At 73.3% G+C, this 16,168-nt stretch carries 10 protein-coding genes; 6 read left to right on the top strand and 4 right to left on the bottom strand.

Going from position 1 to position 16,168, the window contains the following annotated elements:
* Positions 1 to 981 (top strand): UDP-glucose 4-epimerase GalE, encoded by a 981-nt coding sequence (galE, locus tag ACZ63H_RS22555; RefSeq protein ID WP_469867665.1) that lies wholly within the window; start codon positions 1 to 3, stop codon positions 979 to 981.
* Positions 982 to 987: 6 nt separating this feature from the next.
* Here the strand turns inward: galE and ACZ63H_RS22550 are convergent, their stop codons facing one another.
* Entirely contained in the window at positions 988 to 1,626 is a 639-nt protein-coding gene (locus tag ACZ63H_RS22550; RefSeq protein ID WP_469867663.1) for a TetR/AcrR family transcriptional regulator, read from the bottom strand.
* 202 nt (positions 1,627 to 1,828) lie between these two features.
* Between ACZ63H_RS22550 and ACZ63H_RS22545 the strand changes: the two genes are divergently transcribed.
* The 4 genes from ACZ63H_RS22545 (at position 1,829) to ACZ63H_RS22530 (ending at position 7,482) form a co-directional block, all read left to right on the top strand.
* Positions 1,829 to 2,743: an ABC transporter permease gene (locus ACZ63H_RS22545; RefSeq protein ID WP_469867661.1), complete on the top strand. Its 915-nt coding sequence runs from the start codon at positions 1,829 to 1,831 to the stop codon at positions 2,741 to 2,743.
* Positions 2,736 to 3,545 (top strand): ABC transporter ATP-binding protein, encoded by an 810-nt coding sequence (locus ACZ63H_RS22540; protein ID WP_469867659.1) that lies wholly within the window; start codon positions 2,736 to 2,738, stop codon positions 3,543 to 3,545. Before ACZ63H_RS22545 ends, ACZ63H_RS22540 begins: the two co-directional genes overlap by 8 nt.
* A gap of 83 nt (positions 3,546 to 3,628) precedes the next feature.
* A complete protein-coding gene (locus tag ACZ63H_RS22535) occupies positions 3,629 to 5,842 on the top strand; it encodes a CDP-glycerol glycerophosphotransferase family protein (protein ID WP_469867657.1) in 2,214 nt (737 codons plus the stop codon).
* Positions 5,839 to 7,482, top strand: a complete 1,644-nt coding sequence (locus tag ACZ63H_RS22530) for a glycosyltransferase family 2 protein (RefSeq protein ID WP_469867655.1) — start codon at positions 5,839 to 5,841, stop codon at positions 7,480 to 7,482. The genes ACZ63H_RS22535 and ACZ63H_RS22530 overlap by 4 nt, the downstream gene beginning before the upstream one ends.
* A 52-nt stretch (positions 7,483 to 7,534) precedes the next feature.
* Here the strand turns inward: ACZ63H_RS22530 and ACZ63H_RS22525 are convergent, their stop codons facing one another.
* Together ACZ63H_RS22525 and ACZ63H_RS22520 are read right to left on the bottom strand one after the other, a co-directional pair.
* Entirely contained in the window at positions 7,535 to 9,046 is a 1,512-nt protein-coding gene (locus tag ACZ63H_RS22525; protein WP_469867653.1) for a hypothetical protein, read from the bottom strand.
* A gap of 89 nt (positions 9,047 to 9,135) precedes the next feature.
* Positions 9,136 to 14,082 carry an NAD-glutamate dehydrogenase gene (locus ACZ63H_RS22520; protein ID WP_469867651.1) on the bottom strand — a complete coding sequence of 1,649 codons (4,947 nt, stop codon included), beginning with the start codon at positions 14,080 to 14,082 and terminating at the stop codon, positions 9,136 to 9,138.
* 642 nt (positions 14,083 to 14,724) lie between these two features.
* On the opposite strand from ACZ63H_RS22520, the gene ACZ63H_RS22515 reads away from it, so the two are divergent.
* Positions 14,725 to 15,291, top strand: a complete 567-nt coding sequence (locus ACZ63H_RS22515) for a DJ-1/PfpI family protein (protein ID WP_469867649.1) — start codon at positions 14,725 to 14,727, stop codon at positions 15,289 to 15,291.
* 190 nt (positions 15,292 to 15,481) lie between these two features.
* Here ACZ63H_RS22515 and ACZ63H_RS22510 read toward each other — a convergent pair whose 3' ends face one another.
* Entirely contained in the window at positions 15,482 to 16,147 is a 666-nt protein-coding gene (locus tag ACZ63H_RS22510; protein WP_469867647.1) for an HAD family hydrolase, read from the bottom strand.
* Positions 16,148 to 16,168 lie beyond the last annotated feature (21 nt).

The raw sequence follows: 16,168 nt of genomic DNA, 5'->3' as shown, positions 1-16,168 counted from the left end.
ATGACCTGGCTGATCACCGGCGGTGCCGGATACATCGGGGCGCACGTCGTACGGGCGATGACCGGGGCGGGGGAGCGCGCGGTCGTCTACGACGACCTGTCCACGGGCGTCGCCGAGCGGGTACCGGCCGAGGTCCCGCTGGTGCGCGGCTCGGTCCTGGACGCGGACCTGCTGGCCGCCGCGCTGGACCGGCACCGGATCACCGGAGTGGTCCACCTCGCGGGGAAGAAGCAGGTGGGCGAGTCGGTGGACCGCCCGCTGCACTACTACCGGGAGAACGTGGAGGGCCTGCGCGTCCTGCTGGAGGCGGTGACGCGGGCGGGGATCGACGCGTTCGTCTTCTCCTCCTCCGCCGCCGTCTACGGCATGCCCGACGTCGACCTGGTGACCGAGGAGACGCCCTGCCGCCCGCTGTCCCCCTACGGCGAGACCAAGCTGGCCGGCGAATGGCTGGTGCGCGCCGCCTCCCGGGCGACCGGCCTCGCCACGGCGTCGCTGCGCTACTTCAACGTGGCCGGGGCCGCGGCGCCCGAGCTGGCCGACACCGGGGTGTCCAACCTGATCCCGATGGTCTTCGAACGGCTCACCGAGGGCGCGGCGCCGCGCGTCTTCGGGGACGACTACCCGACGCCGGACGGCACCTGTGTGCGTGACTACATCCACGTGGTCGACCTGGCCGAGGCCCACGTGGCCGTCGCCCGCGCGCTGCGCTCCTCCCCCGGCGCCGGGCTGACCCTCAACATCGGGCGCGGCGAGGGCGTCTCCGTGCGCGAGATGATCGACCGTGTCAACGCGGTCACCGGCTACGACCGGCCCCCCACCGTCACCCCGCGCCGCCCCGGCGACCCCGCCCGGGTCGTCGCCTCCGCCGCCCGCGTCACCGCGGAACTGGGCTGGCGGGCCAAGTACGACGTCCAGGACATGATCACGTCGGCGTGGGAGGGCTGGATCCGCCGGCACCCCGAGGCGGCGCGGCCGTAGCCCGCCTCACAGCGCCTTGAGGGCGCCCGCCGTGGCCCGGGCCAGTCTCTCCAGGTAGCCCTTCGGCGGCTTCGGGGCGCGGATCACCACCGAGCGCCAGTAGAGCGGACCCGAGATCAGGTCCAGGGCCAGGTCCGGGTCGAGCCCGGCGCGCAGTTCGCCCCGCCGCTCCGCCGCCGCCACGATCCGGCTGGCCACGCCCTCCTGGCCGTCCCGCAGCGCCTTCTGGAAGGCCTCGGCGAGGTCGGGGTTGCGGGCGGCCTCGGCCTGGAGGTCGGGGATGATCTGGGACGCGACCGGGTGGCGCAGGGCGCGCGAGCTGACCTCGTACAGCAGGCGCAGGTCGCCCTCCAGGGAGCCGGTGTCGGGCGCCGGGAAGCCGGTCACCGCCAGCGCGGACACCACGTCCAGGACCAGGTGGAGCTTCGAGCGCCAGCGCCGGTACACCGCCGTCTTGCCGACGCCGGCCCGGCGCGCGATCCCCTCGATGGACATGCGGGCGTAGCCGACGGCGGCCAGTTCCTCGAAGACCGCCGTCCGGATGGCCTCGGTCACGTCCTCGCGGAGCACGGCCGCCCCGGCGGGCGCCCGGCGGCGCGGACGCGCCGGCGGCTCGTCGGCGGAGGCGGCGGCGTTCGTCGTCATACCGCACAGCATAGGCCGCGACGACGAAACGGTTGCGTTCCGACGTCCATTGGGCCTACGCTCACGTCACGACGATACGGTCCCGTCCCGTCGTAAGAGAACGTGAAGAGAAACGTAAGGAAACGCCGGACGACGGGACGGACGCGGCGACTTCCGGCGAGAGTCGGCGCGGCACCCCCTCCCCCGAGCGAAAGCAGCGGATGTGAGCCAGGTCCTCCACACACCGCCCCCCACCCGGGCCCCGGCCGGCGACGACCTCGCGGCGCTCGCGGCCCGGCACGGCCTGTCGGTCAGCGGCGCCCGCCCCTCCCTGCCGGAGTACGTCCGCCAGCTGTGGGCCCGGCGCCACTTCATCGGCGCCTTCGCCACCGCCAAGCTCACCGCGCAGTACAGCCAGGCCAAGCTCGGCCAGGTCTGGCAGGTCATGACCCCGCTGCTGAACGCGGCGGTCTACTACTTCATCTTCGGCGTGCTGCTCGGCACCAAGTCCAACGTGCCCGACTACGTACCGTTCCTGGTCACCGGCGTGTTCGTCTGGACGTTCACCCAGAGCTCGATCATGGCGGGCACCCGGGCGATCTCCGGCAACCTCGGCCTGGTCCGCGCCCTGCACTTCCCGCGCGCCGCCCTGCCGATCTCCTTCGCGCTCCAGCAGCTCCAGCAGCTGCTGTTCTCGATGTGCGCCCTGGTCGTCATCCTGCTCTGCTTCGGCGTGCCGGTCGCCGCCTCCTGGCTGCTGGCCGTCCCCGCGCTGGTGCTCCAGTTCACCTTCAACGCGGGCGTCTCCATGATCGTGGCGCGACTCGGCGCCAAGACCCCGGACATCGCCCAGCTGATGCCGTTCGTGCTGCGCACCTGGATGTACGTGTCCGGCGTGATGTGGAGCATCGACAAGATCGCCAAGCACGACGACCTGCCGCACCTCGTCACCGTCCTGCTGCAGGTCAACCCGGCCGCCGTCTACATCGACCTGATGCGGTTCGCGCTGATCGACAGCTTCCGCGCCCACCAGCTGCCCCCGCACGTGTGGGCGGCGGCGGTCGGCTGGGCCCTGCTCGCCGGCGTCGGCGGCTTCATCTACTTCTGGAAGGCTGAGGAGACGTACGGCCGTGGCTGAGCACATCGCTGAGAAGGTCCCCACCGTCGTCGCCGACCGCGTCGACATCGTCTACCGGGTCAACGGGACCGGCGCGGGCCGCGGCTCCGCCACCGCCGCCCTCAACCGCATCCTGCGCCGGGGGAAGGCCGAGAAGGCGGCCGGCGTGCGCCGGGTGCACGCGGTGAAGAAGGTGTCCTTCGTCGCCCACAAGGGCGAGGCCATCGGGCTCATCGGCACCAACGGCTCGGGCAAGTCGACCCTGCTGAAGGCGGTCGCGGGCCTGCTCCCGGTGGAGAGCGGGCACATCTACACCGACGGCCAGCCGTCCCTGCTGGGCGTGAACGCGGCGATGATGAACGACCTCACCGGCGAGCGCAACGTCTTCCTCGGCGGTCTGGCCATGGGCATGCCCCGGGAGCAGATCAAGGAGCGCTACCAGGACATCGTCGACTTCTCCGGCATCAACGAGAAGGGCGACTTCATCACCCTGCCGATGCGCACCTACTCCTCCGGCATGGCCGCCCGGCTGCGCTTCTCCATCGCCGCCGCCAAGGACCACGACGTCCTGCTCATCGACGAGGCGCTGGCCACCGGCGACCGCTCCTTCCAGCGGCGCTCGGAGGCGCGGATCCGCGAGCTGCGGCAGCACGCCGGCACGGTCTTCCTGGTCAGCCACAACAACAAGTCGATCCGCGACACCTGCGAGCGGGTCCTGTGGCTGGAGCGCGGCGAGCTGCGCATGGACGGGCCGACGGAGGAGGTCATGAAGGAGTACGAGGCCTTCACCGGGGAGAAGAAGCCGGCCGCCGCGAAGGCGTAAGCACATTATCCCTTTTATTCGCTTGGTGACATCATGTGGTGAAAGGTGTGCCCGGAGACGTCGATCCGAAGGAGTCCACCGCGATGCCCCAGCTGAGCGTGATCGTCCACGGGCCGAACGCACAGGGGCACCTGACCGCGCTGCTGGACTCCCTGGCGGCCCACCCCCTGCCGGACGCCGAGGTGATCGTCGCCGCCGTCGGCGACTGGGCGCGGGAGACCGCCGAGGGCCACACGCCCGAGACGGTCGTCGTTCCGCTGCCGGAGGGCACCGGTGACGCGGCGGCCCGCGCGGCCGGCGCCGCCCGGGCGTCCGGCCGGTGGCTGCACTTCGTCCACGCCAAGGACGGCCTGCCGGCCGGCGCGCCCCGGCTGATCGCCGAGCGGACCGCCGAACTGGACGCCGCCGCGGACGGCGCGGACCCCGTCGACGTCCTCCTCTTCGACCACGTCACCACCACCTGGCAGGCCGCCGCCCGGCCCTCCCCCGACGGGCGCCGCCTCGCCGCCGCGGGCCGCGCCGCCCGGCCTCTGGACGAGGCCGCCGACCTGCTGCGGCTCGCCCCGCTGCTCGGCAACCGCGCCCTGCGCGCCGCCTTCTGGCGCGCCCACGAGGAACTCCTCGCCACCGACGACGAACCGCGCGCCGCGCACGCCGCCCTGCTGTACGCCGGCCGGGTCGCCTGCCTGAACCAGACCGCGTACGACCACCGCGTGCTGCGCCCGCAGAGCCTGCCGCCCCGCGCCCCCGAGGAGCGGCTCGCGCTCGTCGACCGCTACGAGTCGCTGCTCCCGCTCACCCGGGACCGCCCCGCCGCCCACGCGGTGCTGTACGACCTGATGGTCCGCGACCTGGTCGCCACCTTCGCCCGCGAGGACCTGCCCGAGGACGTGGCCCGCGCGTTCTTCCGCCGCGCCTCGCTGGCCGCGGTCCGCTGGCGCCCCGCGGGCCACCGCCGCCCGGACGGCCTGGACGGCGTGCGGCACGCGCTGCTGGAGGAGGGCGCCTACACCCGCTACCGCGCGCTGCAGGCCGCCAACCGCGCCCGCCGCGCCGCCCGGACGGCCGTACGCGCCCGCAAGCGGCGGCTCGGCGCCAAGGTCCGCGACCACCAGTACCGGCGCGCGCTCGGCCGCCCGGTGGACCCGGACCTCGCCGTGTTCGCGGCCTACTGGAACCGGGGGGTGGCCTGCAACCCGGCCGCGATCGCCGCGAAGCTCGCCGAACTCGCCCCCCACGTCCGCCCCGTGTGGGTGGTGACCCGGCGGAACGCGGCCCTGCTGCCGCCCGGCACCGACCACGTGATCCCCGGCACCCGCCGCTACTGGGAGACCCTGGCCACCGCGAAGTACCTGACGAACAACGTCAACTTCCCGAACGCCGTGGTCAAACGCCCCGACGCGATCCACCTCCAGACCCACCACGGCACCCCGCTCAAACGCATGGGCCTGGACCAGCGCGAACACCCGGCCGCCGCCCAGGGCATGGACTTCGCCGCCCTGCTGGCCCGCGTCGACAAATGGGACTACAGCCTCAGCGCCAACAGCCACACCACCCGCATGTGGGAGCGCGCCTACCCGTCCCGCTACACCTCGCTGGACCACGGCTATCCGCGCAACGACGTCTACTACACGGCCGGCGCAGCCGACGTCCGCGCCGCCCGCGCACGCCTCGGCATCGCCCCCGGTCAGACCGCCGTGCTGTACGCCCCCACGCACCGCGACTACGAGGCCGGCTTCACCCCCCGCCTCGACCTGGCCGCCCTCGCCGACCGCCTCGGCGAGCACACCGTCCTCCTCGTCCGCGCCCACTACTTCTACGGCGGCGCCGCCTCCCCGCTGACCGGCCTGCGCCGCTCGGGCCGGATCGTCGACGTCTCCGCCTACGACCCCGTCGAGGAACTGTGCCTGGCCGCCGACGCGCTGGTCACGGACTACTCCTCGATCATGTTCGACTACGCCAACCTGGACCGCCCGATCGTGATCTACGCCGACGACTGGGAGACCTACCGCACCACCCGCGGCGTCTACTTCGACCTGACGGCCGACCACCCCGGCCAGGTCGCCCGCAGCCAGGAGGAACTCGCGGAGATCTTCCGCTCCGGCGCCTGGCGCGACGCGAACGCGGCCAAGGCACGGGCCGCGTTCCGGCGCCGGTTCTGCGAGTACGACGACGGGCGCGCCGCCGAACGGGTGGTGCGGCGGGTGTTCCTCGGCGAGCCGGAGGAGGCGCTGCCCCCGGTGCTCCGGATCGAGGACCGCACCCCCGCCCCGCCCCCCGAGGAGGCCACGGCATGACCCGCCCCGACGTCACGGTCACGGTCATCGTGCACGACGACGCGGCCCGCCTGCCCCGCGCGGTCGCCTCCGTCCGCGCGCAGACCCACGCGAACATCGAGATCGTCATCAGCGACGACCACTCCACGGACGACACGCCCGAGGTGGCCCGGCGGCTCGCGGCCCGGGACCACCGCGTCCGCGTCCTCCGGCTGCCGGAGAACAGCGGCGGGTGCAGCGCCCCGCGCAACCGGGCCGTCGAGATCGCCCGGGCGCCCTACCTGATGTTCCTGGACAGCGACGACGAACTCCCGCCGCGCGCCGTGGAGGTGCTGCTCGCCGCGCACCGGGAACGCGAGGTGGACTTCACCATGGGCGCGGTGCGCCGGGTCCGGGCCGACAACGGGCACCGCTCCACCTGGATGCCGCACCTGGTCGCCGAGCACCGCACCCTGGAGGGCATCGAGGAGGACCCCCGGCTGCTCTTCGAGCACCTGGCGACGAGCAAGATGTACGCCCGCGCCTTCCTCGACCGCCACCGGCTGCGCTTCCCCGAGGGCATCCACTACGAGGACCAGCTCTTCTCCGCGCAGGCCTACTGCCTGGCGAAGGCGTTCACGATCGTCCCGGAGCCGGTGTACGTCTGGTACATCGAGCCGTTCGCCGCGGCGGACTCCGCCTCCATCTCCAACCAGCGGCACCGGCTCTCCAACGTCCGCGACCGGGTGCGCGTCCAGCGGCTGATCGACGATTTCCTCCAGGACAGCGGGCACGCGGGGCTGCGGGAGGACAAGGACTACAAGTTCCTCAAGCACGACTTCCGCATGTACGCCGGCGACCTGCCCTACCGGGACGAGGAGTGGCTCGCGTCCTTCGCCGGGATCGTGAACCCCTACCTGGACACGCTGTCCCCCGGCGCGTACGCGAGGCTGCCGCGGGCCGAGCGGGTGGTGCTGGAGCTGCTGCGGCAGGGGCGCACGGAGGACGTCCGGGTGGCGGCGCGCGGGCTGGGGCACGGGGTGGCGCCGCGGCGGGTGACGACCGACGGCGCGGGCGTGCCGTACTGGGGCGACACCCCGCCGGCGACGGAGCGCGCCCGCCGCGAGCTGGACCTGTCCGAACTGGAGCCGGCCACCCGGCCGTTCCCCACGGCGTGGTTCCGCCACGAGATCACGCAGCTGACGCACGGACCCGGTACGGCCCTCACCCTGACGGTCCGCACCTACGACCCCGGCCTGCGGCTGCCCGTCGGCCCCCAGCGCGCGTCCCTCCTGCTGACCCCCGGCCGGCGCCGCACGACGGTCCCGTTCCGCCTGGACCCCGTGCGTCCCGGCGTCTTCACCGGCACGGTCCGCCTCGACCTCGCCGCGGTCCCGCTCCCCCTCCAGGGGTTCGACGGCGTCCGCCACCCCGTGCTCCGCCTGGACCAGCAGGGGCTGTCGAACTCCGCCCCGCTCCTCGCGCCACCCGGCTTCCCGCGCCACACGCTCCGCGTCCACCGCCACGAGGTCACCACCGAACCGGAGCCCCGCGTCCCCGGCCGCCTCCAGCTCCGCTGGCGCCCGGTCGGGGTCACGGCCCGCGTCCTCGGCCCGGCCCGCCGGGTGGTCCATCCCCGCGTCCGGAGCGCCGCGCGGCTGGTGGCGAGCGTGCTGAGGTAGCCCCTCAGGGGCGCTGTCATCACCCCCAAGGGGGGCTACGGCCGGCACCGGCTCACAGGACCACTCGGTACAGGGTCTGGTGCCCCGGTCCCACGGCCACCCGGTGGAGCCAGGGGGCCGCGGGGCCGTCCACGACCCACCGCACCCCGTACTCCCGCAGGATCGCCCGCCGTTCGGCCGCCCCCGTCCCTGCCGCGTAGTACCGCTCCACCGCCCGCTTCCTCGGCCCCGCGTCCCCGAGGAACACGTCCGGGTACCCGGGCGCCACCGTGTACGCCCCGTACGCGGGGATCTGCCGGGCCGCGGAGGTACCGGCCATCACCACGTCCCCGTACCGCACCCCGGCCCGGACGATCCACCGGTACCCCGGCCACGGCGCCCGGTACTTCGCCGCGACCGCCCCGGGCAGCGCGTCGGGCGGCACCACGTACCCGAGCGTCCCCGCCTGCGTCCAGGCCCCCGCCGCCAGCGCGGCGAGCAGCACGCACGCCCACCCCCGGCGCACCGCGCGCCGCCCCGCCGACACCACCTCCAGCGCGGCGGCGAGCTGGGCCGGCACGAGTGCGGCGGGCAGGGCGCGGCCCCAGGACCAGTGGCCGGTCAGGGCGCCCGCCGCCACCGGCAGGACGCCGAGAAGGAAGAACAGGGCCAGCGGGTCCCGGCGGTCGCGGCGCAGGCGGAACCCCAGTGCGACCACGCCGAGGAGCGCGTACCCGTACCGCCCGGCCGGGTCCCGGTACAGCGGCCGGTGGACGGCCTCCAGGTCCCCGCCCGCCGAGAACAGCGCGAAGAAGTCGTAGTACGGCCACAGCCACAGCACCAGCAGCCCGAGCGGCAGACCGGCGCCGAGGCGGAGCAGGGTCGCGCGGGCCGGGCGGGCCGCGATCACCGCGGCCGCCCCGCCCAGCGTCGCCACCACCCCGGTGAACTGGTGGCACAGCAGGATCGACGCCCACAGCAGCCCCAGGGCCGGCCCGCTGCCCCACCCGGCCGGTCCGCGCGCCGCACGGGTCAGCGAGGCCCAGAAGTGGAAGGCGAGACCGAGGGCGCACACGCTGGGGTACGACACCGTCAGCGCCAGGGACTGAAGGCCGAGGAACCCGCTCCAGGCGAACAGCGCCGGCCCCCACAGGAACAGCAGCGCCAGCAGGGCCAGGGCGGGGGCGGCGCGGTCGGCGGTGAGGGTACGGACGTAGCGCCGCACACCGGTCACCAGGAGGGCGAGTCCGGCGAGCGCGGCCAGGCGCAGCACGACGAAGACGGACAGGCCCGTCAGCCGGGCGACGATGCCGAGCGGCAGCGTCCACGGCGAGTAGTACGGGCTCGGCGTGCCGGCGTCGACCAGCGGATCGCCGGGATGCAGCGGACTGTGCCCGAGCCGCTGGAGCGTGGCCGCGTGCATGCCCAGGTCGCCCGCCCACGGCAGCCGGACGACGACCAGCAGCAGCCCCGCCACGACCAGCGCGGCGGCGGCCCGCGCCGCGATTCGGCCGGCGCGGGCCACCGGGCCGCGCGCCGCCGCCGTACGGCGCTCCCGTGCGGTGTCGGACGGCGCGGTGTGCATGGTCCACCGACCCTACGCCGCCCACCGCCCGCCCACGCGGAAGGCGCCCCGGGCCGCGACGGGCCCGGGGCGCCTTTCCCACCGGACGGCTACGAGTGCGTGCGCAGCAGCGTCCGCATCGTGCGCATCGCCACCGACAGGTTGGCGAGGTCGAAGGAGTCCGAGCCGCGGATCTCCTCCAGCGTGGTGCGGGCCCGGCCCAGGATCGCCGCGTTCTTCCGCTCCCACGCCTCGAACCGCTGCTCCGGCGTCGAGGTGCCGTCGCCCACCGCGAGGACGTCCGCGGTGAGGGCCGCGTGCGCCGCGTACAGGTCCTCGCGGATGGAGGCGCGGGCCATCGACTGCCAGCGGTCGGTGCGGGGCAGCTCGATGATGCGGTCCATGAGCTGGGTGATGTCCAGCCGGTCGGCGAGGTCGTAGTACACCTCGGCGACGTCCAGCGGCTCCTTGCCCGTGCGGTCGGCCACCGACACGATGTCGAGCGTCGGGAAGGCGGAGGAGAAACCGGCCACGCGGGTGGCCAGCTCGTCCGGGACGCCGGCCGCGGACAGCTCGTCGTACACGTGCTGGTACCACTCCAGGTCCGCGCCGCGCAGCAGCTTCGGCAGCTCCTGCCAGACCCGCTCGACCCGCTCGGCGAAGAACTCCACCGTCTCGGCGAGCTGGAGCGGCTGCGGCCGGTTGTTCAGCAGCCAGCGCGTGCCGCGCTCGACCAGACGGCGCGAGTGCAGCCGGATGCGGGTCTGCACGGCCGCGTCGACCTTGTTGTCCAGGGCCTCCACGGCGTCCCACACCGATGCCGAGCCGAAGATCGCGCGGGCCGCGGTCTGGGCGCGGACGATCTCCTCCAGGGAGGCGCCGGTCTCCTCGCGCAACCGGTGCAGATACGTCGTGCCGCCCGTGTTGACCGTGTCGTTGACCAGCACGGTGGTGGTGATCTCGCGGCGCAGCGGGTGGTTGTCGATGGCGTCGGCGAACCGCTCGCGCAGCGCCGTCGGGAAGTAGGCGTGCAGCAGACCGCGCAGGTACGGGTCGTCCGGCAGCGAGGTGTGCAGCAGCTCCTCGGCCACCGTGATCTTCGTGTACGCCAGGACGACGGCCGTCTCCGGGCTGGTCAGGCCCTGGTTCTGGGCCAGGCGCTCGCGGATCTGCCGGTCGGTCGGCAGGAACTCCAGCGCCCGGTCCAGGTGGCCCTCGCGCACCAGGTGGCGGATGAACCGCTGCTGGGCGTGGAGCATGTCCTTGGCCTGGGACAGGGCGTTGGCCAGGGCGGTGTTCTGCGCGTAGTTGTTGCGCAGGACCAGCGAGCCGACCTCGTCGGTCATCTCGGCGAGCAGCTTGTTGCGCTGCTTGACGGTCATGTCGCCGTCCGCGACCAGGCCGTTCAGCAGGATCTTGATGTTCACCTCGTGGTCGGAGGTGTCCACGCCGGCGCTGTTGTCGATCGCGTCGGTGTTGATCTTGCCGCCGTGCAGGGCGAACTCGATCCGGCCGAGCTGGGTCAGGCCCAGGTTGCCGCCCTCGCCGACGACCTTGGCCCGCAGGTCCCTGCCGTCGACGCGGATGGCGTCGTTGGCCTTGTCGCCGACGTCGGCGTTGGACTCCGTCGACGCCTTGACGTACGTGCCGATGCCGCCGTTCCACAGCAGGTCCACCGGCGCGCTGAGGATGGTCCGCATCAGGTCGGCCGGGGTCATCTTGGCGACCTTGCCGTCGATGCCGAGGGCCTCGCGGATGTGGCCGTTGAGCGGGATCGACTTGGCCGTGCGGGGGAAGATCCCGCCGCCCGCCGACAGCAGGGCGGTGTCGTAGTCGGCCCAGCTGGAGCGGGGCAGCTCGAACAGGCGGCGGCGCTCGGCGTAGGAGGTGGCCGCGTCCGGGGTGGGGTCGATGAAGATGTGCCGGTGGTCGAAGGCGGCGACCAGCCGGATGTGCTCCGACAGCAGCATGCCGTTGCCGAACACGTCACCGGACATGTCGCCGATGCCGACGACCGTGAAGTCCTGGCTCTGCGTGTCCACGCCCAGCTCGCGGAAGTGCCGCTTGACGGACTCCCAGGCGCCGCGCGCGGTGATGCCCATGCCCTTGTGGTCGTAGCCCGCCGAGCCGCCGGAGGCGAAGGCGTCGCCCAGCCAGAAGTCGTACTCCCCGGCGACCCCGTTGGCGATGTCCGAGAACGTCGCGGTGCCCTTGTCGGCGGCGACCACCAGGTAGGTGTCGTCGCCGTCGTGCCGGACCACGTCGCGCGGCGGCACGACCTCGCCGGCCACCATGTTGTCGGTGATGTCGAGCAGCGCCGAGATGAACGTCTTGTAGCTGGCGATGCCCTCGGCCAGCCAGGCGTCGCGGTCCACGGCCGGGTCGGGCAGCTGCTTGGCGACGAAGCCGCCCTTGGCGCCGACCGGCACGATGACGGTGTTCTTCACCATCTGCGCCTTGACCAGGCCGAGGATCTCCGTACGGAAGTCCTCCCGCCGGTCCGACCAGCGCAGGCCGCCGCGCGCGACCTTGCCGAAGCGCAGGTGCACGCCCTCCACGCGCGGGGAGTACACCCAGATCTCGAACGCCGGGCGCGGCGCGGGCAGGTCCGGGATGGCCTGCGGGTCGAACTTCATGGAGACGTAGTCGTGCGGCTCGCCGCCCGGCCCCTCCTGGAAGAAGTTCGTGCGCAGGGTCGCCTTGATGACGGTCAGGAACGACCGCAGGATGCGGTCCTCGTCCAGGCTCGCCACCTGCTCCAGGGCCGCGTCCAGCTCCTCCAGCAGGGCGTCGGTGATCTCCACGCCGGCCTGCTGCCGCTCCGGGGACATCCGGGCCTCGAACAGGGAGACCAGGAGCCGGGTGGTGTGGACGTTGTTGCGGAGGGTGTCCTCCATGTAGTCCTGCGAGAAGGTCGAGCCGGCCTGCCGCAGGTACTTGGCGTAGGCGCGCAGCACCATCGCCTGCCGCCAGGTCAGCCCCGCGCTCAGCACGAGCGCGTTGAAGCCGTCGTTCTCGGCCTTGCCGGTCCAGGTCGCGGCGAACGCGTCCTGGAACCGCTCGCGGCCGTCGGCGCCCAGGTAGTCGCCGTTGCCGCCGCCGAGCGACTTCGGCATGCGCAGACCGAAGTCGTAGATCCAGGCGGTGCTGCGGTCGGCGCAGCGCAGCTCGTACGGCCGCTCGTCGGTGACCTCGACGCCGAGGCGGCTCAGCACCGGCAGCACCTTGGAGAGGGAGACCGTGCCGCCCTTCTGGTAGATCTTGAAGCGGCGCTCGTCCGGCGCGGCGCCCACCGGCTCGTACAGGCTCAGCGAGAAGGCCTTGTCCTCGCTGAGCTGCTCCAGGTGGACCAGGTCGGCGACGGCGGCCCGCGGGCTGTGGTCGGCCTTGTAGCCCTCGGGGAAGGAGTGGTTGTAGCGGCGCAGCACCTCGGCCGCGCGCTCCTCGCCGCATTCGGCGGTCAGCGCCTCGGCGAACGCGTCGGCCCAGGAGCGGGCCGCCTCCACCAGGCGGGCCTCGATGCGCTCCTTGTCGGCGTCCGACAGCTCGGGCAGCTCGGTGCCCTGCGGGACGCGGACCACGAAGTGCAGCCGGGAGAGGATCGACTCGGTGTTCCAGGCGGTGAAGTCGACGCTGGTGCCGCCCAGCTCCTCCTTCAGGATGTCGATGATCCGCAGGCGCACGCCGGTGGTGTAGCGGTCGCGCGGGAGGTAGACGAGGGCCGAGTAGTAGCGCCCGTACTCGTCCTGGCGCAGGTACAGCCGCAGCCGGCGGCGCTCCTGGAGGTAGAGCACGCTGGTGACGATGGACTGGAGCTCGGCGACCGGCGTCTGGAACAGCTCGTCGCGCGGGTAGGTCTCCATGATCTGGAGCAGGTCGCGGCCGTCGTGGCTGTGCGGCGAGAAGCCGGCCCGGGCCAGGACCTCGTCCACCTTGCGGCGGATCACCGGGACCCGGCGCACGGACTCGGTGTACGCGGCGGAGGAGAACAGGCCGAGGAAGCGGCGCTCGCCGACGACGTTGCCGTCCGCGTCGAACTTCTTGACGCCGATGTAGTCCAGGTACGACGGCCGGTGCACGGTGGCCCGGCTGTTGGCCTTGGTCAGCACCAGCAGCTTGTGCTCGCGGGCCTTGGCGCGGGCGTCGGCCGGCAGGCGCTCGAAGGAGGGGCTGACCGGGTGCTGGTCCTCCTTGGCGTGGTGCGGGTCCGAGCGCAGTATGCCGAGACCGGTGCCGGGCACGGCGGCGAGCGTGTCGTCGTCGCGCAGCTGGTACTCGCGGTAGCCGAGGAAGGTGAAGTGGTCCGCGGACAGCCAGTGCAGCAGCTCGCGGGCCTCCTCGACCTCGGGGCGGGGCAGGTCGGCGGGGACGGGCTCGCCGCCGAGGCCGTCGGCGATCCGGGTCGCCGCCTCCCGCATCTTCTCCCAGTCCTCGACGGCCTCGCGCACGTCGGACAGCACGCGCAGCAGGTCGGCGGAGATCTGCTTCAGGTCGGCGCGGTCGGTCTCCCGGTCGATCTCGACGTGGATCCAGGACTCGATGTGCGCGTCGTGCGGGAGGTCCTCGCCGACGGGCGGGGCCGGCAGCGTCTCGATCAGCTTGCCGGTCAGGTCCCGGCGGACCACGAACTGCGGGTGGATGACGACGTGGATGCCCCGCCCCTGCCGCGTCAGCTCGTTGGTGACCGAGTCCACGAGGAAGGGCATGTCGTCGGTGACGACCTCCACGACGGTGTGGCTGCACGTCCACCCGTTCTCTTCCACGGTCGGGGTGTGCACCCGCACGTTGGCGGTGCCCTGCGGGCGGGTCTCGGCGAGCCGGTAGTGCGAGACCGCGGCGCCGAAGACGTCGACCGGGTCGCGGTCGGCGAGGTCTTCCGGGGCGGTGTGCAGGTAGTAGCGCTGGAGGAACGCGAGCACGGATGCGCTGTCCGGGGTGCCGGGGGTGCCCTCGCTCGTCGTCCCGGTCGGTAGGTGCCCCCCGACCGGGCTGTTCTCAGCTACCCGGGCGGCCCTCTCGAGCAGCTCGGCCTTGGCTTCGTCCAGCTTGGTCTGCATTGTCCTCTGACTCCTGTCGCGCGCCGTTGCGTGACGTAGAAGGAAGTTCTGTCTCTTCCCTTGCGACACAACGCCACGTCCCGGGGTGTCCGGTCGCTTCCGACGGTATGCCGCGAGGTGAGATGAGCGGGGAGAATTCGGCCAATTTCATGACGCCGGCCGGGTGTGACGCTGCTCTCGGCACCGTCGGGATCCGGACCGTCCTCGGCGCCCCGGGGGCGTCGGCGCCCCCGTCCCGCCCGCGAGGACCAGCGACCGCCGCCCGGTCACGGAGGTAAGCCGTGCAACCCGGGCGCGGGGCAGGGGCAGGATCGCCCCCGCGAGCTATCGCGCTGATCACGCCACAAGGCTATCGCTCTTGCCCCGGGGCGCGTCATGGGCCGCATGTGTACAAAACCGAACGGTGAAGTTTGACGTTCTGCACAGCGGTGGGGTGGGTAGGGGTGACGTATCCGGCCGTCCACCGGGGGCCGGTCACCCGGTCGCGCCCCGCGCGTCCGCCGCCGCACCCTGAAGAGCACCGGGCCCTCTTGGCAAGCGCGCCCGGCGGGGGCAGGGTGCCGGAGTCCGCCGCGGAGCCCGGCGCCCCGCCGCGGAGCCCTGGGTTCCCCCCCTCACGCACGGAGTCTGCGAGGAGCCGACATGCCCACGAAGATCCTCATCGTCACCGGAGACGCGGCGGAGTCCCTGGAGGTGCTCTACCCCTACCAGCGGCTGCGCGAGGAAGGCTACGAGGTCCACATCGCGGCCCCCACCCGCAAGACGCTCCGCTTCGTCGTCCACGACTTCGAGCCCGGCTACGACACGTACACCGAGAAGCCCGGTTACACCTGGCCCGCCGACCTGGCGTTCGCCGAGGTGGACCCCGGCGCGTACGCGGCCCTGGTGATCCCCGGCGGGCGGGCGCCCGAGTACCTGCGCAACGACGCCGAACTGCGCAAGATCCTCAAGGCGTTCTTCGACGCGGACAAGCCCGTCGCCCAGATCTGCCACGGCCCGCTGCTCACCGCCGCGGTCGACTCCCTGCGCGGCCGCCGGGTGACGGCCTACCCGGCGCTGGAACCCGACATGCAGGCGGCCGGCGCCGACTTCCAGGACACCGAGGCGGTCGTCGACGGCACCCTGGTCTCCTCCCGCGCCTGGCCGGATCACCCGGCGTGGATGCGGGAGTTCCTGAAGGTGCTGCGCACGGCCGCACCGGCGGACTGACCCGGCGCGACCGCTCCCGCCACGGGCCCTGGTCCGGCTCGCGGGGCGGTGACGGGGCGGCGGGCGCTCGCAGGGCCCGGGCCGCGTCGCGGGGCGGCGGAGGCGGCGGGAGCGTCGCGGAGACGGCGAGCGCGTCTCGGCCGGTCCGCACGGGCCGGCGGGCCCGCGCGGGCCCGCCTCGCCGCCCCGGTTACGCCACTGCCCGCCGCGCCTGCGCGACCGCCTCGGCCAGCGTGTCCACCACCGGTACCCCGGCCCCCTCCAGGCTGGCCCGGCTGTGCGACCCGCCGCTGTACAGCACGGCCCGCGCCCCCACGTGCCGGGCCGCGAGCGCGTCGTCCGCCGCGTCCCCGATCACGACGGTCCGCTCCGGCTCCGCCACCCCCGCCAGCGCCTCCAGGTGCCGCACCATGTGCTCGGCCTTGCTGCCGCCGGACGGCCCGGTACGCCCGTCGACCCGCAGGAAGTGCGTCTCGATGCCGAAGCCGCGCACCAGCGGCAGCAGCTCCTCGTGCCCGTACATGCTCAGCAGCGACTGGCTGTGCCCGTCCGACCGCCACCCGGAGAGCAGCTCCCTGGCCCCCTCGGTCAGCCCGCACCGCACCCGGTGCTCGGTGTAGTGCCGGTGGAAGGTGCCGTCCATCAGCTCCCACTCGGCGTCGCTCGGCAGCCTGCCGAGCAGCCGCTCGTAGAACTTCGGCACCGGCACGCAGTACAGCGCGCGGTACTGCTCCAGTGTGATCGGCGCGAGCCCCAGCTCGGCGAAGGCGGCGTTCGTCGCCCCGATGATCGCGTCGGTGTCGTGGAAGAGCGTTCCGTTCCAGTCCCAGACGATGTGCACAGCCTGCGTCCCCATGCGCAAGACCGTACCCCCCGC

The sequence above is a fragment of the Streptomyces sp. NPDC104831 genome, assembly GCF_055583025.1.
The sequence above is the reverse complement of the archived record's forward strand: the minus strand, read 5'-3'. Positions and strand labels throughout refer to the sequence as shown.

What these genes read in the sequence shown, in the direction of transcription:
- galE (WP_469867665.1), top strand. Translation starts at nt 1, where the DNA reads ATGACCTGGCTGATCACCGGCGGTGCCGGATACATCGGGGCGCACGTC.
- ACZ63H_RS22550 (WP_469867663.1), bottom strand. Translation starts at nt 1,626, where the DNA reads ATGACGACGAACGCCGCCGCCTCCGCCGACGAGCCGCCGGCGCGTCCG.
- ACZ63H_RS22535 (WP_469867657.1), top strand. Translation starts at nt 3,629, where the DNA reads ATGCCCCAGCTGAGCGTGATCGTCCACGGGCCGAACGCACAGGGGCAC.
- ACZ63H_RS22530 (WP_469867655.1), top strand. Translation starts at nt 5,839, where the DNA reads ATGACCCGCCCCGACGTCACGGTCACGGTCATCGTGCACGACGACGCG.
- ACZ63H_RS22525 (WP_469867653.1), bottom strand. Translation starts at nt 9,046, where the DNA reads ATGCACACCGCGCCGTCCGACACCGCACGGGAGCGCCGTACGGCGGCG.
- ACZ63H_RS22520 (WP_469867651.1), bottom strand. Translation starts at nt 14,082, where the DNA reads ATGCAGACCAAGCTGGACGAAGCCAAGGCCGAGCTGCTCGAGAGGGCC.
- ACZ63H_RS22515 (WP_469867649.1), top strand. Translation starts at nt 14,725, where the DNA reads ATGCCCACGAAGATCCTCATCGTCACCGGAGACGCGGCGGAGTCCCTG.
- ACZ63H_RS22510 (WP_469867647.1), bottom strand. Translation starts at nt 16,147, where the DNA reads ATGGGGACGCAGGCTGTGCACATCGTCTGGGACTGGAACGGAACGCTC.